We start from the raw sequence: 18004 nt of genomic DNA on the forward strand, positions 1-18004 counted from the left end.
TGACAGCGGTGCCGTCCCGTGGCCGGTGTTGCGGTCCCGTGCCCGGTGTTCCGGTCCCGTGCCCCTGCGGCCGTGGTCCCACCGCCTGGTCCTGCGGGAGACGGCGGTGGCACCACCGTCTCCCGTGCGGTTCGGCGGCCCGCGGCCGGTTCAGTGGCTGTGGTCGCCCGGTGTGTAGTGGCCGGGAGCCATCCGCGCGGTCACCCCGAAGCGGTTCCAGGCGTTGATGACCGTGATCGCGGCGATGAGACGCGTCAGCTCCGTCTCGTCGAACTGCTTCGCCGCCTTCGCGTACACCTCGTCCGGAACGGAACCGTCCGTGAGGACGGTGATCGCCTCGGTCAGTTCGAGCGCCGCCACCTCCTTCGCGGTGTAGAAGTGCGTCGACTCCTCCCAGGCGCTCAACTGGATGATCCGTTCGACCGATTCGCCGGCCGCCAGTGCGTCCTTGCTGTGCATGTCGAGGCAGAGGGCGCAGCGGTTGATCTGGGAGGCGCGGATCTTCACCAGTTCCAGGATGACCGGATCCACTCCACGGCGGGCGGCCGCGTCCAGTTTCACCATGGCCTGGTAGACATCGGGGGCCAGTTCGGCCCACCGCAGGCGGGCGGGGGTCTCGGGCAGGAGTTCCCGGTCCGCCCCGCTGTTCTGGTCTTCGCTCGTGCTCGTGTTCTGATCTGTGCTCATGGGGACGAATCTAGTGCGGGTCCGTCCGGGGGGTCGCCGAATCTCGCCAGGGTCAGCGCCCCGGTCACCGCGACCGCGAAGCCCGTGCCCGCCAGCCAGGCCAGCCCCTCCCGGGGGCGGTCGCCCAGCCACACCACCCCCACCAGCGCGGGGCCGATCGTCTCGCTCAGCACCATGCCCGCCGTCGCCACCGTCACCGAACCCCGCTGGAACGCCGAGGTGAGCAGCAGGAACGCCGCTCCGCCGCCCACCAGTAGCGCATAGAGCGCCGGGTTGGTGAACAGCTCGGGCGCGGCGAGCGAGTCGATCAGCCGGACCGCGACCTCGACCACGCCGAAGCCCACACCCGCGCCGATGCCGAGCGCCAGGGCGCGGGTCGGGTCCGGGAGCGGGCCCGCGAGCGCGCCGGCGAGGAGTACGGCGACGGCGGCGCCGAGCAGTGACCAGTGCAGTCCGTACGGGCCGGGGCGGTCGCCCGCCGTGCCCGAGGCGAGTCCGAGCATCGCCAGACCCGTGCAGACCGCGCCCACCGCGAGCCACTCGACCGTGCTCAGCCGGACGGCGAGGAGACGGGCCGCGACCAGGGCGGTCACGGCGAGGCTGGCGGCGAGCGCGGCGCCCACCGTATAGAGGGGGAGGGTGCGCAGGGCGATGATCTGGAGGAGGAAGCCGAGGCTGTCGAGGGCGAGTCCGGCTCCGAACCGCCACTGGCGCAGGGCGCGGAGCAGCAGCGCGGGATCGACGCCGGAGCCGCTGCCGGGCCCGGCCTTACGGGTGGCCATGGCCTGGAGCACGGACGCCGTACCGAAGCAGACCGCTGATGTGAGCGCGCAGATCATACCGAAGAGCACAAAGCGGACTGTAGAGGAGGGAAGGAGGCGGACCGGCCGCAGAACGCGTGTGCGGCTGCCATTAGTCTGTCGGCGGTTCAGCAGCAAGATTCGAACGGGGGGATGGGCGGGATGGCACGGCGCAGACTGAGGTCCAGCACGGTGGTTCTCGGTGGCATGGGGGTGCTCGCCGCGACGATCACGGCCTGTGGCTCCGACCCGGACAAGCGGTGCGCCGACCCGGTGACCAGGGAGAAGCTGCCCAGCTACGAGTGCGATGACGGCAATGGGCGCTACTACTACGGCGGCAGCGTCAGCAAGGGCTATGTGAAGGGCGGCGACTTCGACAAGTCGGCCGTGGACCGTGGCGGCTTCGGTTGCTCGGGCTCCGGCGGCGGCTGACCGACGGAGTCGAACAGGCCGAACGAGGAGCCGTCGGATGAAACGTCACACCATGGAACCCCGGCCCGGCTGGCAGGAGATCGTCGAGGAGCAGGGCTGCGTCTACCCGCTCACCCGCCACCCGGACGGTTCGCTGCGCCCCTACTGGGACGAGAGCGCCTACTACTCCTTCTCCCTGCCCGAGGTGGAGGCGCTGGAGGAGGTCGTGGAGGAACTCCACGCCATGTGTCTCGAAGCGGCGGCGCACATCGTGGCGCGGGATCGTTTCGCCGATCTCGGCATCACCGATCCCCGGCTCGCCTCCCTGGTCGCCGAGTCCTGGCGGCGACGGGCCGAGCTGCCCTCCCTGTACGGCCGGTTCGATCTGCACTATGACGGCACCGGCCCGGCGAGGATGCTGGAGTACAACGCCGACACCCCCACCTCCCTGGTCGAGGCCGCCAGTCCGCAGTGGTTCTGGATGGAGGACCGCTTCCCCGGCGCCGACCAGTGGAACTCCCTCCACGAACGGCTGGTCGAGGCATGGCGGAAGCAGGCGCCCCTGCTGCCGCCAGGCGTCCTGCACTTCGTCCACTCCGACGGCGACGAACTCGGCGAGGACCTGATGACCGTCGCCTATCTGCGCGAGACCGCCGAACAGGCCGGGCTCAGCACCGAGGCGCTGTCGGTCGAACAGATCGGCTGGGACCGGCTCGCCGGTCGCTTCGTCGACGAGCGGCTGCGGTTCATCCGCTCCTGCTTCAAGCTCTACCCCTGGGAGTGGCTGACCACCGACCGGTTCGGCCCCCATGTCCTCGACACCCTGGACAACGGCGGTGGCACCGGCACCACCTGCTGGATCGAACCCGCCTGGAAGATGCTGCTCTCCAACAAGGCGCTGCTCGCCATCCTCTGGGAGCTGTACCCGGGCCATCCGAATCTGCTCCCCGCCTATCTCGACGGCCCGCGTGAACTCGCCGCCGAACGGGGCTACGCCGCCAAACCCCTGCTCGGCCGGGAGGGCGACGGAGTCACCCTGCACCGGCCCGGCGCCGCCCCGGTGATCCGGGACGAGCCCTGCTGTTACCAGGAGTTGGCGCCCCTGCCCGACTTCGACGGGAACCGGGTGGTGCTCGGCGCCTGGGTGGTGGAGAACGAGGCCGCGGGCCTCGGCATCCGTGAGTCGGCGGGGCTGATCACGGACGGATACGCCCGCTTCCTGCCTCATGTGATCCTCTGAGGCCCCCGGCCGACAACCCGGTCAGGCGTTCAGCACCGCCCTGAACTGGTCCAGGCCCCAGTCCAGATCCTCCTTGCTGATCACCAGCGGCGGGGCGATCCGGATGGTGGAGCCATGGGTGTCTTTGGCCAGCACTCCGTGGTCCATCAGCTTCTCGGAGATCTCCCGGCCGGTGCCGTGGGCGGGTGCGATGTCCACACCCGCCCACAGCCCCCGCCCGCGCACCGCCTCCACCGCGCCGGTGCCGGTGAGCAGACTCAGCTCATGGTGGAGATGCTCGCCCAGCTCGGTGGCGCGCTGCTGGTACTCGCCGGTGCGCAGCATCGCGATCACTTCCAGCGCCACCGCACAGGCGAGCGGATTGCCGCCGAAGGTCGAGCCGTGCTCCCCGGGTCGGTAGACGCCGAGCACCTCCCGGGAGGAGACCACCGCCGACACCGGCACGATGCCGCCGCCCAGCGCCTTGCCCAGCAGATACATGTCCGGCACGACGCCCTCGTGCTCACAGGCGAACGTCCGGCCGGTCCGGCCCAGACCCGACTGGATCTCGTCCGCGATGAACAGCGTGTTCCGCTCCTGGGTGAGGCGCCGGACCCCCGCCAGATAGCCGGCGGGCGGCACCAGCACCCCGGCCTCGCCCTGGATCGGCTCCAACAGCACGGCCACGGTGTTCTCCGTGATCGCCGCGTCCATCGCGGTCAGGTCCCCATACGGCACGATCTCGAAACCGGGTGTGTACGGGCCGAAGTCCGCCCGCGCCTCCGGGTCGGTCGAGAAGCTGATCACCGTCGTCGTCCGGCCGTGGAAGTTGTTGGCCGCGACAACGATCTTTGCCCGGTTGGCCGGGACCCCCTTGACCTGGTAGCCCCATTTACGGGCGGTCTTCACGGCGGTCTCCACCGCCTCCGCCCCGGTGTTCATCGGCAGCACCATCTCCATGCCGCACAATTCGGCGAGCCGCGTACAGAACTCACCGAACCGGTCGTGGTGGAACGCGCGCGAGGTGAGGGTGACCCGCTCCAACTGCGACTTGGCGGCATCGATCAACCGTCGATGGCCATGACCGAAGTTGAGGGCCGAATACCCGGCGAGCATGTCGAGGTAGCGGCGCCCCTCGATATCGGTCATCCACGCGCCGTCGGCCGATGCGACGACGATCGGGAGTGGGTGGTAGTTGTGCGCGCTGTGCGCCTCGGCGGAAGCGATGGCACTCTCAGATGCAGAAGACACGGGATCTCCGTTCCCTATCGAGACAAGGCGTCCGGCCCGGGGCGGGGTGGTGCCCCTGTTTCTATCGTCGCTCGCATGGTGGACGAAGAAACCTTGCTGCGCCGGGTGAGCACTAAGGTTGACAGTACGCACGGCGACTGGCGTACGGGGAGGAACCCCGAGGGAGCCGCGCGCGCAGGAGTGAACGAGGTGCCGCCCGCCTGGGTACCCCGGCGACCCCATGGCATCGGGGTGCCGGCCCGCCCTCGCCTCCTCGGAGGCGGGACCTCCGAGTCGCAACCCGGTGACCCAAGCCCCTGGGGTGCCGCCCGGACCGCACGCCGGACCCCGGGAGCCCCCAGCGAACCGGAGACCACCATGACTCTTCCCCTGCCCCACCCCGCGCTCTCCGCCGCCGACCCGGAACTCGCCGCGCTCGTCGGCGCGGAGGAACTGCTCCAGGCCGAGACCCTGCGGCTCATCCCCAGCGAGAACTATGTCTCCCGCGCCGTCCTGGAGGCATCCGGCACCGTCCTCCAGAACAAGTACAGCGAGGGTTATGCCGGTCGTCGTTACTACGAGGGCCAGCAGAACATCGACCAGGTCGAACGGCTGGCCGTCGCCCGCGCCAAGGCCGTCTTCGGCGTCGAGCACGCCAATGTCCAGCCCTACTCCGGCTCCCCGGCCAACCTCGCCGTCTATCTCGCCTTCGCCCGGCCCGGTGACACCGTGATGGGCATGGCCCTCCCCATGGGGGGCCATCTCACCCATGGCTGGGGTGTCTCGGCCACCGGCACCTGGTTCCACGGGGTGCGGTACGGCGTCCGCCAGGACACCGGCCGCATCGACTTCGACGAGGTGCGCGAGATCGCGCTCAAGGAACGCCCGAAGATCATCTTCTGTGGTGGCACCGCCCTCCCCCGCACCATCGACTTCCCGGCCTTCGCGGAGATCGCCCGCGAGTCGGGTGCCGTCCTGGTCGCCGATGTCGCCCATATCGCCGGTCTGATCGCGGGCGGCGCGCACCCCTCGCCCGTGCCCCACGCGGACGTGATCTCCACGACCACGCACAAGACCCTGCGGGGTCCGCGCGGCGCGATGCTGATGTCTCGGCAGGAGCACGCCAAGGCCATCGACAAGGCGGTTTTCCCCGGCCTCCAGGGCGGTCCGCACAACCAGACCACTGCCGCCATCGCCGTTGCCCTCCATGAGGCGGCCCAGCCCTCCTTCCGCACCTACGCCCGATCCGTCGTCGCCAACGCCGGGGCACTCGCCGAGGAACTGCTCGCCCGGGGCTTCGACCTGGTCTCCGGGGGCACCGACAACCATCTGATCCTGATGGACCTCACCCCGAGGGAGGTGCCCGGCAAGGTGGCCGCCAAGGCCCTCGACCGGGCGGGAATCGTCGTCAACTACAACACCGTCCCCTATGACCCGAGGAAGCCCTTCGACCCCTCCGGCATCCGGATCGGCACCCCCTCCCTCACCTCTCGCGGTCTTGGCACCGAGCACATGGCCGCCGTCGCCGACTGGATCGACCGGGGTGTGACCGCAGCCGGTGCGGGGGACGAGGACTCCTTGGCCGCCATCCGCTCCGAGGTCGCCGAACTGATGGCCGCGTACCCCGCGCCGGGCCTCACCGCGTAGCCCCTGACCGGGTGATCTTGTCGGGCCCGCGCCGACGGCTACGGCACGTCCCCTAGGCCCTGCGCTCTGGGGAGGCCCCAGGTAACTGACGCCGCGGGTTGATCCACGGAGATCATCATTCGATGTCCGGCCGGCTTCCGGAGCCGTGCCCCCCGGAAGCCGGTGGGCACGGCTCCGCGATACGAAGGCCCGAGTCAGCCGTCCAGGAGTTGCTGTCGGGGGCCCTGCTCCCGCGAGGGGTCACTTCTTCCGAATGGCGGGGGGCGCCAACAGTCGGGCGGCCATCGGGCGGAGCGCCAGAACCACTCCAGCCCCCAGGGTCAGCCCGGGTATCCCCCACCACCAGCCCCTCAGCACATCTGAGGACCCGGCCGCCCTGGTGGTCACCGGTGACTCTTGCCGCTGCTCCCGGGCCTCGGCCGCCCCGACGGTCGCCTTCCCGTCCATCAGGCTCAGCTTGGTGAGGAGGGCGGTCAGCCGCACAGGGTCCGCCGCCCGGTGCCGGACGCTGGCGGAGGCGCCCGGGTCCAACGTGGTGTTGATCCAGACGACACCCGCCCGGTCGGCCGGCTCGACCCTGTCGGTCCGCCAGGCGTGCACCTCGTGGAGCAGCCAGGACACTGTGATCTCGCCCGGCTTCACATCCGTCTCGGTCACGGGCCGCGGCGGCTTCGCTCCACCCGTGGGGTCCGGGTGGAGCAGGGCCCTCAGCGTCTCGTACTCCTGCTGGGAATGGTGGAGCGAGGCCGTCTCGCCGCTTGACGGGACGGTGAGCAGCACGCTTGTCGCCCCGCCCGCCGCCGCGCCGGGCGCGAGGAGCCAGCCCAGCGCGAGCACCGTCGCCAGCACCGCGAGTCGTCGGATTAATCGCATACGTCCCCCCAGTCGATCCCCCGGCACGGCCTGTCCGCACCGGGTCACCTCTGGTACACCGCTCAGGAGCCTCGGGTTCCCGATTCCGATGCCCCTGATTCCGACGTCCCTGAAACGACGCCCCGATTCCGGCTGCCCGGACACGACCCGCACCCTCAACGCTCCCGGTCGAGGGTGGGGGTGGCTGTGCTGTGGGTGGAGGTCAGCTCGTGGCCTGGGCGCCCTGGGACCCCGGCCGAGGGTGATGCTGGCTACGGCTACGGCTACGGCTACGGCTACAGCTACAGCTACGGCGCCGACGCCGATGTCGCGATCTCCAAGGCGCGTGACAGCGAGTCGACGCCCTCCAGCCGCATCGTCGTATCGCCGCCGCCTTCCGGGCCGCTTCCTCCCGCGCCACCGACGTCTTCCGCGCTGTCGTGCGTGGTGATCCACAACAGTGTGGGGCCCGCCGTGCGCCTGGCCTGCCGCCATTCACCGCCCCGATCGTCGGTCATTCCGTAACTCAGGAGATGCGGATCCTGGAACCACAGGCCCTCGCCGGCCCTCACCGCCACCCACTCGGGCATCAGCCCGGCCTGCTTGACGAAGGCGAAGTCCAGCTTCGTGGGGAACTGGTCAAGCCGGATCGTCCGGCCCCGCTCCCGCCAGCACAGGCTCACCAGCCGACGCCCTTCCGGCCCGGGGGTCGTCGAGACCGCTGCCGGCTCCCCGAGAGCCGTCGGCACCCGCACCCGGAAGCCCGCCTGGCGCTCCGCCTCGGCCGGAGACATCGGCTGGGCAGGGGAGATCGGGCTTTCGCACCACGGGGTGTGCGCGTCCGGCCGGGGTGTCGCCGAGGGGTGGTACCGCACCTCGACCCCGCCGAATCCGAAGCCGAACCAGTCCGCCACCTCGGCCCGCACCGGAGGGGTGAGCACCAGAACGACCAGCACCCCGGAGAGCCCCGCCGTCAGCACCCGCCACCGGGTCCGCGCCCAGGTCCGGAGCCGCTCGGCCCGCCTCGCGGGCGCGGGCGTCGGCACCCCGTCGGCGAGGAGTTGGGTCAGCACCCGCTCGGCCATCGTCTCTCCGTCGACATCCGGGAGGCGGATATCGCGCCCCAGCGCCCGCAACTCCCCGGCCAGCTCCGCCGCCGTGGGATCTCCGGGCCGCCTCCCGGGGAACGGTCCGGAGACCCGCCCCCCGGTCCCGCCGCCCGCAGGCCGGCCACCACCGCTCCCCGCGATCGGGCCGCCGCCGCTGCCCTCCGCGGAACGACCGCCACCACTGCCGCCCGCGCTGTCACCGACGCCGAATCCGTGCCCCGCGGTGTCATCACCACCGCTGGCACCGGCATCCTCACTCATGCTCCTCACCTCCCTTCGCTCCTATCAGCCGCCCCAGCCTGGTCAGCGCTCGATGCAGCCGTGACTTCACCGTCCCCCGCGCCACTCCCAGGGCCTCGGCCGTCTCCGCTTCGTCCATCTCCAGCAGATAGCGGTAGGCCACGACCTGGCGCTGGTCCTCGCTCAGCTCGTCCAGCGCCGCCAGTAGCTGTGTCCGCCGCTCGTCCGCGAGGGCCGCCAGCGCCGGATCCGTGGATTCCGGTATCAGCGGCTCGGAGCCGAGCAGCAGCGCTTCCCGGCCGGCGAGCGCCCGCAGCCGCCCCGCCGAGCGCACTGTGTTCCTCGTCTCATTGACCACGATCCGCAGCAGCCAGGGACGGAACTCCGCCCCTTCCCGGAACCGACCCAGTGACTGATACGCCTTGATGAAGGCGCTCTGCACCACATCCTCCGCATCTGCCCCGGCACCGAATGCCATGGCCGCCCGCAGCGCGACGGACGTATGGGCGCGCACCAGCTCCGCGTACGCCTCCGGCTCCCCGGCGCGCACCCGAGCGATCACTGCACCCTCGTCTACGACGCCGCGGCTTCCTCTCCGAGTCCCCGTCCGCGTCCCCTCCCGCGTACTCACACCTTTGATACACCGGCGACCGGACATCGGTTCCGCACCTGAGAGAATGAGCCGCATGGCCGCACTCCCACCCCGCGCTCTCTCCGGCATCCAGCCCACCGCCGGTTCGTTCCATCTCGGGAACTACCTCGGAGCGATCCGCCAGTACGTGGCGCTGCAAGAGACCCATGACGCGTTCTACATGGTCGTCGACCTCCACGCGATCACCATGCCGCAGGACCCCGCCGAGCTGCGGGCCAACACCCGCCTCGCCGCCGCCCAGCTCCTCGCGGCCGGGCTCGACCCCGAGCGCTGCACCCTCTTCATCCAGAGTCATGTCCCGGAGCACGCCCAGCTCGGTTGGATCATGAACTGCCTCACCGGTTTCGGCGAGGCGTCCCGGATGACCCAGTTCAAGGACAAGTCGGCCAAGCAGGGCGCCGACCGCGCCACCGTGGGCCTGTTCACCTACCCGATCCTCCAGGTCGCGGACATCCTGCTGTACCAGGCGGACGCCGTCCCGGTCGGCGAGGACCAGCGCCAGCACATCGAGCTGACCCGCGATCTGGCCGAGCGCTTCAACACGCGTTTCGGTGACACCTTCACGGTCCCGGCGCCGCACATCGTCAAGGAGGTCGGGAAGATCTACGACCTTCAGGACCCGTCGATCAAGATGAGCAAGTCGGCCTCCACGCCCAAGGGCCTGATCAATCTGCTCGACGAGCCGAAGGCCACGGCGAAGAAGGTCAAGAGCGCGGTCACCGACACCGACACCGTCATCCGCTTCGACCCCGTTGAGAAGCCCGGCATCAGTAACCTCCTGACGATCTACTCCACCCTCACCGGCGCGACGATCGCCGGCCTGGAGAAGGAGTACGAGGGCAAGATGTACGGCGCCCTCAAGACGGACCTCGCCGAGGTGATGGTGGAGTTCGTCACTCCGTTCCGGAACCGGACCCAGGAGTATCTGGACGACCCGGAGACGCTGGACTCGATCCTGGCCAAGGGTGCCGAGAAGGCACGTGCCGTGGCCGCCGAATCGTTGGCCACCGCCTACGACAAGGTGGGCTTTCTGCCCGCCAAGCGCTGAAACCGGGCAGCGGCGGGGGGCTGGTCGGCCCAGCTCGACTGTGTCCAACGCCTCTGGCCACACACGCCGTACAGCCGCCACACTGGCGGCTGTACGGACACGCACCTGAGCGAGTGAAGGAGAACGACGTGGGGACCGTAACGCTCGGCGTTTCGATCGCGGTCCCGGAGCCCTACGGCAGCCTGCTCCAAGAGCGGCGGGCGGGCTTCGGTGATCCCGCCGCGTACGGCATTCCCACGCATGTCACCCTGTTGCCGCCGACGGAGGCGGACCCCGCGCTGCTGCCCGCGATCGAGGCGCATCTCACCGAGCTGGCGATGACGGGGCGCCCGTTCCCGATGCGACTGTGCGGTACCGGAACATTCCGCCCGATCTCGCCCGTCGTCTTCATCCAGATCGTCGAGGGCGCGGCGGCCTGCTCCTGGCTCCAGAAGCGGGTCCGGGACGCGTCCGGGCCGCTGACGCGGGAGCTCCAGTTCTCGTACCACCCGCATGTGACCGTGGCGCACGGTATCGCCGAAGAGGCGATGGACCGGGCGTACGAGGAACTCGCCGACTTCGAGGCGGCCTGGACCTGCGCTTCCTTCGCGCTGTACGAGCAGGGCGCGGACGGTGTCTGGCGCAAGCTGCACGAGTACGCCTTCGGGGGCGGCATCGGCGCCGTACCCGCACAGGGCTCCCCGGTGGACGAGCCGGCCGCCGCCCCCCGCACGTAGACAGACTGTCGTTCCGGAGGGGAGCCCCCCCCCGCACGAAGACAGATTGTCGTTCCCGGAGGGGAGCGGACGCTCTCTCCGTGTGAAGCGGCTGCCGCCGTCGCTCCTCAGACCGGCAGTCTGCGGAACAGCGGGCGCGGCAGATGCCGCAGTGCCGCCATCACCACCCGCAGGGTGCCGGGTACCCATACCGTCTCCGACCCGCGCCGCAGACCCAGTTCCACGGCCGTGGCGACCGCCTCCGGCGTGGTGGCGAGGGGCACGTCGGGCCGCCCGGCCGTCATCCTCGTACGGACGAATCCGGGCCGTACGACCATGACGTGCACCCCGGTCCCGTACAGGGCGTCCCCCAGCCCCTGGGTGAAGGCGTCGAGACCGGCCTTGCTTGAGCCGTAGATGAAGTTGGTGCGCCGGGCGCGTTCACCGGCCACCGACGAGAGCACCACCAGCGAGCCGTGTCCCTGGCTCTGGAGCGCCGCCGCGCAGATCAGGCCCGCCGACACTGCGCCGGTGTAGTTGGTCTGGGCGACCCGGACGGCGGCCGGGGGGTCGGCCTCGTCGTTGGCCTGGTCGCCGAGGACGCCGAAGGCGAGCAGCACCATGTCGATGTCCCCCTCCGCGAAGAGCTTGCCCAGCGTCTCCTCGTGGCGATCGGGGTCGAGGGCGTCGAAGGTCACCGTGCGGACGTCGGCGCCGAGCGCGCGCAGCCCGTTCGCGGCGGATTCGAGGTCGGCGGAGGGGCGGCCGGCCAGCCAGACCGTACGGGCCCGACGGGCGATCAGCCGTCGTGCGACGGCCAGTCCGATCTCCGACGTGCCGCCGAGGACGAGCAGGGACTGGGGGGTGCCGAAGGCGTCCTTCACGACTGCTCCTTCATGTCCTTCATGGATGTTTCGGATGGGAGGGCCCCAGAGGCTGCGCCGGCCCCGGGGATTGCTGTGACCCCAGAGACCAAAGCGGTGCCAGAGTCCAAAGCGGTGCCAGAGGCCAAAGCGGTGTCAGAGACCAAGGCGGTGTCAGAGGTCGAGGCGGCGGGAGAGGTCGGAGGTGAAGACCCCCGTCGGGTCGATACGGGCCCGCAGGGCACGGAAGTCGGCGAGTCGGGGGTACATCGCGGCGAGCAGATCCGGCCGCAGCCGGGAGTCCTTGGCCAGGTAGATCCGGCCGCCCGCCGCCGCGACCTCGTCGTCCAGTTCGTCGAGGAAGGCTCCGAGCCCGGAGAGTCCGACCGGGATGTCCAGGGCCAGCGTCCACCCCGGCATCGGGAACGACAGCCATCCGGGGTCCCCCTCGCCGAAACGCTTGAGGACCGCGAGGAAGGAGGGACAGCCGCGCCGCGCGATGCGCCGCACGATCCGGCGCAGTGTCTCTTCCTGGCCGTGGCCGACCACGAATTGGTACTGGAGGAATCCGGCCCGGCCGTAGACCCGGTTCCAGTGCGGCACCCCGTCCAGCGGATGGAAGAAGCCCGACAGTCTCCGCAGTTCACCCGTGCGGGAGCGGGGAGCGCGGCGGTACCAGAACTCGTTGAAGAGCCCGACCGTCGCGCGGGACAGCAGACCCGTCGGTACGAAGGCGGGCGGGGCGGGCAACTGCGCGGGGCGGAAAGCGAGCGGCGCGCGCCGGGCGCGCGCGGGCAGCGCGTCCAGCGGGGCGTGCTCGCCCCGGGTGAGGACCGCGCGCCCCAGCGCGCGGCCCCGGGCCAGGAGGTCGATCCAGGCGACCGAGTACCGGTAGCGGTGGTCGGTGGTGGCGAGCCGGGCCAGCAGGTCGTCCAGGTCGGTGGCCCGCTCCGTGTCGACGGACATCAGCGAGGTCTCCACCCGGTGCAGCCGCACGGTCGCCGAGAGGATCACCCCGGTCAGACCCATGCCACCGGTGGTCGCGTCGAAGAGTTCGGTGCCGGGCAGGACGCTGCGGATCGCGCCGTCCGCCGTGAGCAGTTCGAAACCGTGCACATGGCGCGAGAAGGCCCCGCTGACGTGGTGGTTCTTCCCGTGGATATCGGCGCCGAGCGCGCCGCCGACGGTGACCTGACGGGTTCCGGGGGTCACCGGTACGAACCAGCCGAGCGGGAGCAGCACCTCCATCAGCCGGTGCAGGCTGACCCCGGCGTCACAGACCACGACGCCCGTCTCGGCATCGACGAGCCGGATACGGTCCAGCGCGGTCATATCGAGCACCGTGCCCCCCGCGCTCTGCGCCGCGTCACCGTAGGCCCGGCCGAGCCCCCGCGCGATTCCGCCGCGCGCGCCCCAGGTCCGTACCGCTGTGACGGCCTCCTCGGGGGTACGGGGGCGGAGCCGCCGTGCGGTGGTCGGCGCGGTACGGCCCCAGCCGGTGACGGAGACGAATGGGTCGGAGAGGAACGGGTCCGACATGAACGGGTCCGGGGCGAGCGGGTCCGGGGCGGTGACGGAGGCGAACGGTTCCGGGGCGGCGGGGTCCGGGGCGGGGGGATCTGCGACGAAGGTGTGGGCCGCTTCCGGTTCCGGGGCGGGGGTGGCGTGCGGGTCGGCAGACATACTCCGGACCGTATAGCCGGTTATGCCCACATTTTTGGAGTGTCTGGTGGACTCGCCGAAATGGGTGATTAAACGAGTGTCATCAAAGAATGTCGCCGAAAGTCGGGCTGTTGCCCAGAAGAGTCGCCCCTGGCTCATGAGAAGGGGTGGCGGATGAGATTTTCCGACTGCGCGGCGGCCGACAGGCGACTGCTGGTGACGCTGCGGCGGTGTGGCGACCGGCCGGAGATCGCCGCCATGGCGCGGGTGCTCTCCTTCGCGGGGGAACACGGCGCGCTCTGGATCGCGGTGGGGCTCACGGGCTCCGTCGTGGACGGTGGGCGGCGCGGGGCGTGGCTACGGGCGACGGCGCTGGTGGGCGGGGCGCATGTGGTGAGCGTGGGGGTGAAGAGGGTGGTGCGGCGGACGAGGCCCGCCGCGTTCCCCCAGGCTGCATCCACCCTGGCTGCATCCACCCAGGCCGCCTCTGCCCTAGTCGCATCCGCCCAGGTCTCGCCCGCTCGGGCCGGGTCCGCTCAGGTCCCGGCCGTACGAGGTCCGGCCGCATGGGTTCCGGTGGCCGGCTCCAGCGACCCGGCAGCCCCGGTCATCCTGACCGCGCAAGGCCCGGTCGTACGGGACTCAGCCGTGCAAGGCCCGGTCGTACGGGACTCAGCCGCGCGAGGCCCGGTCGTACGAGACCCGGCCGCCCAAGGCCCGGCCGTACGACGAGCCGCACGGGTCCCCCGCGCACCGGTGTGGACGCCCCTCGTCCGGACCGCCAGTCCCTACTCGTTCCCCAGCTCACACGCCACCTCCGCGACCGCCGCCGCCGTCGCCTTCGGCGCGCTGACCCCCGGGACCCGGCGGATCGTCGCACCGCTGGCCGCCGCCGTGTGCGTCTCGCGGCTGGTCGTCGGCGTCCACTACCCGACCGACATCGCGGCGGGTGCCGTCCTCGGCGGGCTCGCCGCCCGGCTCGGCCGCCACTGGGCGGCCGGCTCCCACCGTCACGGGAGGCGAGCGGAATGACCGAGCGCGGCACCGCGCTGCTCGAACGGCCGGAGCGGCCCGAGCCGCGGCGCTCCTCGCTGCGGGGCGGCCGGAACCTCTCTCTCGGGCTACTGAGATCCGCCCGCCCCCGCCAATGGATCAAGAACCTTCTCGTGGTCGCGGCGCCCGCCGCCGCCGGTGAACTGGGCTCGCCGCGCAACGCCGCCGAACTCGCACTCGTCTTCGCCCTGTTCACGGCCGCCGCCGCCGCTGTCTATCTCGTCAACGACGCGCGCGACGCCGAGGCCGACCGCGCCCACCCGGTGAAGCGCCGACGGCCCGTCGCGGCCGGCCAGGTCCCCGTCGCCGCCGCCTACGCCACCGGCGCCGTCCTCGCCGTCGTCGCCGTCGGCGGGGCCGCCGTCCTGTGCAACACCATGACCGGCGCGCTGCTCACCGCGTACCTCTCGATCCAGCTCGCCTACTGCGTCTGGCTCAAACACGTCCTCGTCGTCGACATGGCCGTCGTGACCACCGGGTTTCTGCTGCGCGCGATGATCGGCGGGGTGGCGCTCGACATTCCGCTGTCGCGCTGGTTCCTGATCACCACCGGCTTCGGCGCGCTCTTCATGGTGGCGGCCAAGCGGTACTCGGAGGCCGTGCAGATGGAGGGCGGGAAGGGGGCGACCCGGGCACTCCTCAGCGAGTACACGACCGGATATCTCCGCTTCGTCTGGCAGCTCGCGGCCGGGGTCGCCGTACTCGCCTACTGTCTGTGGGCCCTGGAGAGCGGCGGGGTGGACGACCATGCCCTGCTGCCCTGGCGACAGCTCTCGATGATCGCCTTCATCCTGGCCGTGCTGCGGTACGCGGTCTTCGCCGACCGGGGCACGGCGGGCGCGCCCGAAGACGTGGTGCTGCGCGACCGGGCGCTCGCGGTCATCGGGGTGGTGTGGGCCGCGATGTACGGACTCGCGGTCGCGGGCCTGTGACGCCCGTGGCGCCCCCGCTGCTCGCGGTACCCGGGCCGCCCGCGTGTGGCCACCCACCCCCGCCACTCGCGGTGCCGGTGACAAATCCGGCCGGCCGGACGCTGGTGTTCGATGCGGAGGGTAGGCGTACGGCATGGACTGGTTGACCAAGCTCCCCGTCATCGGCCCGCTGATGGCCAGGATCATGCGGACCCATGCCTGGCACTCGTACGAAACGCTGGAACGCGTGCACTGGACGCGCCTCGCCGCCGCCATCACCTTTCTCAGCTTCCTCGCGCTCTTCCCGCTGATCACGGTCGCCGCGGCGATCGGCGCGGCGCTGCTCAGCAAGGAGCGGCTGGCCACGCTGGAAGACAAGATCAGCGAACAGGTCCCCGGCATCTCCGAGCAGCTCGACATCAACTCCCTGGTGGCCAATGCCGGCACCGTCGGACTGGTCGCCGGAGCGCTGCTGCTACTCACCGGCATCGGCTGGGTCGGTTCGATAAGGGACTGCCTGCGGGCGGTCTGGGGGCTGGACGACCAGGACGAGGGCAACCCGGTCCTCACCAAGCTCAGGGACGCGGGAGTGCTGCTCGGTCTCGGTGTGACCGCGCTCGCCTCGCTCGCCGCGTCCACGCTCGGCTCCAGCGCGGTCGGCTGGGTGGCCGACCGGCTCGGTATTGACGAGGGCGGGGCCGAGGGCGTGCTGTTGCGGATCGCGGCACTCGCCATCGCCGTCGTCGCCGACTTCCTGTTGCTGCTCTACCTGCTGACCCTGCTGCCCGGCGTGCAGCCGCCGCGCCGCCGGCTGGTGATCGCCGGCTTGATCGGCGCGGTCGGCTTCGAGCTACTGAAACTGCTGCTCAGCGGCTATATGCAGGGTGTGGCGTCGAAGAGTGTCTACGGGGCCTTCGGGGTGCCGATCGCGCTGCTGCTGTGGATCAACTTCACCGCGAAGCTGCTGCTGTACTGCGCGGCGTGGACGGCGACCCGGAACGGCGGTACCGCGGCGGACACGGGTGGCACCGGGGGCGCCGGAGGGGCGTCGGGAGCCGTGCGGCCGACGGAGAGCGCCGGCACGCCGGCTTCCTGAGCCCCTCAGGGGCCGCCTCCGCACCCCGCCCGGCCCCCTCAGGGACCGCCTCCGCACCCCGCCCGGCCCCCCGGCCGCCCCCATCGGCTCTCAGCCGCGCCGTGACGGGCCGGCTCTCAGCCGCGCCGTGACGGCCAGCGGCGGTTGACCAGGAACACGCCGGCCGCCAGCACCAGCAGCAGCCCGCCGATGACCGCGAGCGCCGTACCGACGCCCCCGGACGACTCCTCCTTGGCCTTGGCGACCGGCTTCGCCTCGCTGTCGTTCTTGGCCGGCCCGGCGCCGCCGGTCTCCTTCAAGGACGCCGACCTCGGCGCCACCAATTCACCCACAGGAGTGACCTTCCCCGAGGCCGCGAACCCCCAATCGAGGAGTCGGCCCGCCTCCTTGTAGACGGCCTGGTCCTCGCTGGACTCCGGATTCATGACGGTGACCAGCAGCACCTTGCCGTTCCGCTCCGCGACTCCCGTGAAGGTCGCTCCGGCGTGCGTGGTGTTGCCGTTCTTGACGCCCGCGATTCCGCCGTACGGGGACATGCCGGAGTCCCCGGTGAGCAGTCGGTTGGTGTTCTGGATCTCGAACGTCTCGCGCTTGGAGCCGTTCATCTCGCCGGGGAACATGGCGCGGACGGTGGAGCAGTACTCGCGGAAGTCCTTCTTCTGCATACCGCTGCGGGCGATCAGCGTGAGGTCGTACGCGGATGACACCTGGCCGCTGGCGTCGTAGCCGTCCGGGGAGACGACCTGGGTGTCGAGGGCCTGCAACTCCTCCGCGTGCGCCTGCATGTCCTCGACGGTCTTGGGGATGCCGCCGTTCATCGCGGACAGCACATGGACGGCGTCGTTCCCGGAGCGCAGGAAGACTCCCAGCCACAGATCGTGGACTGAGTACGCGTACCCCTCCTTGACTCCCACCAGGCTGCTGCCGGCGCCGACGTCGGCCAGTTCGGCCTGGGTGACCTTGTGGGTGGCGGCCTTGGGGAGCTTGGGAAGCAGTGCGTCCGCGAAGAGCATCTTGAGGGTGGAGGCGGGGGGCAGCCGCCAGTGGGCGTTGTGCGAGGCGAGCACGTCACCGCTCTCCGCGTCCGCCACGATCCAGGACCGCCCGCTGACGTCCTTGGGGAGTACGGGTGCTCCCGCGCCGAGGCCGACCTGGGTGCCCGGCCTGCCCAGCCGGGGGCCGCCGACCGTGGACATGGCGGCCGGGGGGTTCGGCTGCTTCCGCGCTGCCGGGTTCTTCGCCGTGCCGGTGGCCGTGCCGGTGGTCTTGCCGGTGGCCGTGCCGGTCGTCTTGCCGGTGGCCGTGCCAGTCGCCGTGCCGGTGGTCTTGCTGTGCGCCTTGCCGTTCGGCTTGTTGTCGTGGGTCTCGGCGACGGCGGGGGCGACGGCGAGCAGGGGGAGCAGGGAGGCGGCGGTGACCGTCAGCGCGGTCTTCTTCGCGGCATTCTTCAAGGCAGACACGGACGTGAAAGTACAGGGCAGAAGAGAAAATATGTTTATCGGCTTGATGACTCGCCGGTGAGGCCGCCGAGACAGCCCACCCCGAGGACTCCCGCCGGACGGGGCCCCTGATACTGGGGGGATGAAGCTCAGCCGCCCCGTCTCCTGGTTCCTGCTCGCCTTCGGGGTGTGGAGCTGGGTCATCTGGGTCACCTTCGTCAAAAACCTGTGGAAGGACGGCAGCGGACTCGCCTTCGATGAAGCGGGCGATCCGACCGGTTACTTCTGGGTGCATCTGTTGCTCGCCGTGACGTCCTTGCTTCTGGGGACGGTCGTCGGCGTCATCGGGTTGCGTGGGGTTCGTGCCCTGCGGCGCGAAGGATAGGGGAG

17 protein-coding genes, 2 pseudogenes and 1 riboswitch are annotated in these 18004 nt (G+C 70.8%); of the genes and pseudogenes, 10 read left to right on the forward strand and 9 right to left on the reverse strand.

What is annotated here, in order from left to right; genetic code table 11:
* Positions 1-150: 150 nt before the first annotated feature.
* A complete protein-coding gene (locus tag ACH4S7_RS08555; RefSeq protein ID WP_398520350.1) occupies positions 151-687 on the reverse strand; it encodes a carboxymuconolactone decarboxylase family protein in 537 nt (178 codons plus the stop codon).
* Entirely contained in the window at positions 684-1526 is an 843-nt protein-coding gene (locus tag ACH4S7_RS08560) for a hypothetical protein (RefSeq protein WP_398520709.1), read from the reverse strand. The genes ACH4S7_RS08555 and ACH4S7_RS08560 overlap by 4 nt, the downstream gene beginning before the upstream one ends.
* Positions 1527-1649: 123 nt before the next feature.
* Between ACH4S7_RS08560 and ACH4S7_RS08565 the strand changes: the two genes are divergently transcribed.
* The gene (locus ACH4S7_RS08565; RefSeq protein WP_398520351.1) at positions 1650-1919 is read left to right on the forward strand and encodes a hypothetical protein; all 270 of its coding nucleotides are present in this window, start codon (positions 1650-1652) and stop codon (positions 1917-1919) included.
* A 37-nt stretch (positions 1920-1956) separates the two neighbouring features.
* A complete protein-coding gene (locus tag ACH4S7_RS08570) occupies positions 1957-3138 on the forward strand; it encodes a glutathionylspermidine synthase family protein (RefSeq protein WP_398520352.1) in 1182 nt (393 codons plus the stop codon).
* Between the two features lie 21 nt (positions 3139-3159).
* Here the strand turns inward: ACH4S7_RS08570 and rocD are convergent, their stop codons facing one another.
* Positions 3160-4368, reverse strand: a complete 1209-nt coding sequence (gene rocD, locus ACH4S7_RS08575) for an ornithine--oxo-acid transaminase (protein WP_398520353.1) — start codon at positions 4366-4368, stop codon at positions 3160-3162.
* Positions 4369-4491: 123 nt separating this feature from the next.
* Positions 4492-4581: riboswitch (ZMP/ZTP riboswitch) on the forward strand.
* Positions 4582-4725: 144 nt separating this feature from the next.
* On the opposite strand from rocD, the gene glyA reads away from it, so the two are divergent.
* Positions 4726-5994 carry a serine hydroxymethyltransferase gene (gene glyA, locus ACH4S7_RS08580; protein ID WP_398520354.1) on the forward strand — a complete coding sequence of 423 codons (1269 nt, stop codon included), beginning with the start codon at positions 4726-4728 and terminating at the stop codon, positions 5992-5994.
* 240 nt (positions 5995-6234) lie between these two features.
* Here glyA and ACH4S7_RS08585 read toward each other — a convergent pair whose 3' ends face one another.
* From ACH4S7_RS08585 to ACH4S7_RS08595, 3 genes are all read right to left on the reverse strand, one after another.
* Positions 6235-6867 carry a hypothetical protein gene (locus ACH4S7_RS08585; RefSeq protein ID WP_398520355.1) on the reverse strand — a complete coding sequence of 211 codons (633 nt, stop codon included), beginning with the start codon at positions 6865-6867 and terminating at the stop codon, positions 6235-6237.
* A 287-nt stretch (positions 6868-7154) separates the two neighbouring features.
* Positions 7155-8216 carry a hypothetical protein gene (locus tag ACH4S7_RS08590; protein ID WP_398520356.1) on the reverse strand — a complete coding sequence of 354 codons (1062 nt, stop codon included), beginning with the start codon at positions 8214-8216 and terminating at the stop codon, positions 7155-7157.
* On the reverse strand, positions 8209-8853 hold the full coding sequence (locus ACH4S7_RS08595; RefSeq protein WP_398520357.1) for an RNA polymerase sigma factor: 645 nt from the start codon (positions 8851-8853) through the stop codon (positions 8209-8211). Before ACH4S7_RS08595 ends, ACH4S7_RS08590 begins: the two co-directional genes overlap by 8 nt.
* A gap of 28 nt (positions 8854-8881) precedes the next feature.
* Here ACH4S7_RS08595 and trpS point away from each other — a divergent pair, with 28 nt between their 5' ends.
* Both trpS and ACH4S7_RS08605 read left to right on the forward strand, forming a co-directional pair.
* Entirely contained in the window at positions 8882-9895 is a 1014-nt protein-coding gene (gene trpS, locus ACH4S7_RS08600) for a tryptophan--tRNA ligase (RefSeq protein ID WP_398520358.1), read from the forward strand.
* A 128-nt stretch (positions 9896-10023) separates the two neighbouring features.
* Positions 10024-10611, forward strand: a complete 588-nt coding sequence (locus ACH4S7_RS08605) for a 2'-5' RNA ligase family protein (protein WP_398520359.1) — start codon at positions 10024-10026, stop codon at positions 10609-10611.
* Between the two features lie 107 nt (positions 10612-10718).
* Here ACH4S7_RS08605 and ACH4S7_RS08610 read toward each other — a convergent pair whose 3' ends face one another.
* Positions 10719-11474: a decaprenylphospho-beta-D-erythro-pentofuranosid-2-ulose 2-reductase gene (locus ACH4S7_RS08610; RefSeq protein ID WP_398520360.1), complete on the reverse strand. Its 756-nt coding sequence runs from the start codon at positions 11472-11474 to the stop codon at positions 10719-10721.
* Positions 11475-11627: 153 nt separating this feature from the next.
* Entirely contained in the window at positions 11628-12992 is a 1365-nt protein-coding gene (locus ACH4S7_RS08615; RefSeq protein ID WP_398520710.1) for an FAD-binding protein, read from the reverse strand.
* 297 nt (positions 12993-13289) lie between these two features.
* Between ACH4S7_RS08615 and ACH4S7_RS08620 the strand changes: the two are divergent.
* The 4 genes and pseudogenes from ACH4S7_RS08620 to ACH4S7_RS08635 all read left to right on the forward strand — a co-directional run.
* A pseudogene (locus ACH4S7_RS08620) lies at positions 13290-13559 on the forward strand (phosphatase PAP2 family protein); the annotation flags it as partial.
* 318 nt (positions 13560-13877) lie between these two features.
* A pseudogene (locus ACH4S7_RS08625) lies at positions 13878-14147 on the forward strand (phosphatase PAP2 family protein); the annotation flags it as partial.
* The gene (locus tag ACH4S7_RS08630; protein ID WP_398520361.1) at positions 14144-15100 is read left to right on the forward strand and encodes a decaprenyl-phosphate phosphoribosyltransferase; all 957 of its coding nucleotides are present in this window, start codon (positions 14144-14146) and stop codon (positions 15098-15100) included. The pseudogene ACH4S7_RS08625 and the gene ACH4S7_RS08630, both read left to right, overlap by 4 nt.
* A 133-nt stretch (positions 15101-15233) precedes the next feature.
* Positions 15234-16175, forward strand: coding sequence for a YihY/virulence factor BrkB family protein (locus ACH4S7_RS08635; RefSeq protein ID WP_398520362.1), 942 nt, complete (start codon positions 15234-15236; stop codon positions 16173-16175).
* A 116-nt stretch (positions 16176-16291) separates the two neighbouring features.
* Here the strand turns inward: ACH4S7_RS08635 and ACH4S7_RS08640 are convergent, their stop codons facing one another.
* Positions 16292-17818, reverse strand: a complete 1527-nt coding sequence (locus tag ACH4S7_RS08640) for a D-alanyl-D-alanine carboxypeptidase (RefSeq protein ID WP_398520363.1) — start codon at positions 17816-17818, stop codon at positions 16292-16294.
* Between ACH4S7_RS08640 and ACH4S7_RS08645 the strand changes: the two genes are divergently transcribed.
* Positions 17757-17999: an SCO4848 family membrane protein gene (locus ACH4S7_RS08645; RefSeq protein WP_398520364.1), complete on the forward strand. Its 243-nt coding sequence runs from the start codon at positions 17757-17759 to the stop codon at positions 17997-17999. The genes ACH4S7_RS08640 and ACH4S7_RS08645 overlap by 62 nt on opposite strands.
* Positions 18000-18004: the final 5 nt, after the last annotated feature.

Source organism: Streptomyces sp. NPDC020965 (genome assembly GCF_044333555.1).
Taxonomy (GTDB): Bacteria; Actinomycetota; Actinomycetes; order Streptomycetales; family Streptomycetaceae; genus Streptomyces.

Coding starts and splice junctions, on each gene's coding strand:
- ACH4S7_RS08560 (WP_398520709.1), bottom strand. CDS start 1,526: ATGATCTGCGCGCTCACATCAGCGGTCTGCTTCGGTACGGCGTCCGTG.
- ACH4S7_RS08645 (WP_398520364.1), top strand. CDS start 17,757: ATGAAGCTCAGCCGCCCCGTCTCCTGGTTCCTGCTCGCCTTCGGGGTG.
- ACH4S7_RS08595 (WP_398520357.1), bottom strand. CDS start 8,853: ATGTCCGGTCGCCGGTGTATCAAAGGTGTGAGTACGCGGGAGGGGACG.
- glyA (WP_398520354.1), top strand. CDS start 4,726: ATGACTCTTCCCCTGCCCCACCCCGCGCTCTCCGCCGCCGACCCGGAA.
- trpS (WP_398520358.1), top strand. CDS start 8,882: ATGGCCGCACTCCCACCCCGCGCTCTCTCCGGCATCCAGCCCACCGCC.
- ACH4S7_RS08565 (WP_398520351.1), top strand. CDS start 1,650: ATGGCACGGCGCAGACTGAGGTCCAGCACGGTGGTTCTCGGTGGCATG.
- ACH4S7_RS08640 (WP_398520363.1), bottom strand. CDS start 17,818: ATGACCCAGCTCCACACCCCGAAGGCGAGCAGGAACCAGGAGACGGGG.
- ACH4S7_RS08615 (WP_398520710.1), bottom strand. CDS start 12,992: ATGTCGGACCCGTTCCTCTCCGACCCATTCGTCTCCGTCACCGGCTGG.
- ACH4S7_RS08570 (WP_398520352.1), top strand. CDS start 1,957: ATGAAACGTCACACCATGGAACCCCGGCCCGGCTGGCAGGAGATCGTC.
- ACH4S7_RS08585 (WP_398520355.1), bottom strand. CDS start 6,867: ATGCGATTAATCCGACGACTCGCGGTGCTGGCGACGGTGCTCGCGCTG.
- ACH4S7_RS08630 (WP_398520361.1), top strand. CDS start 14,144: ATGACCGAGCGCGGCACCGCGCTGCTCGAACGGCCGGAGCGGCCCGAG.
- ACH4S7_RS08635 (WP_398520362.1), top strand. CDS start 15,234: ATGGACTGGTTGACCAAGCTCCCCGTCATCGGCCCGCTGATGGCCAGG.
- ACH4S7_RS08590 (WP_398520356.1), bottom strand. CDS start 8,216: ATGAGTGAGGATGCCGGTGCCAGCGGTGGTGATGACACCGCGGGGCAC.
- ACH4S7_RS08555 (WP_398520350.1), bottom strand. CDS start 687: ATGAGCACAGATCAGAACACGAGCACGAGCGAAGACCAGAACAGCGGG.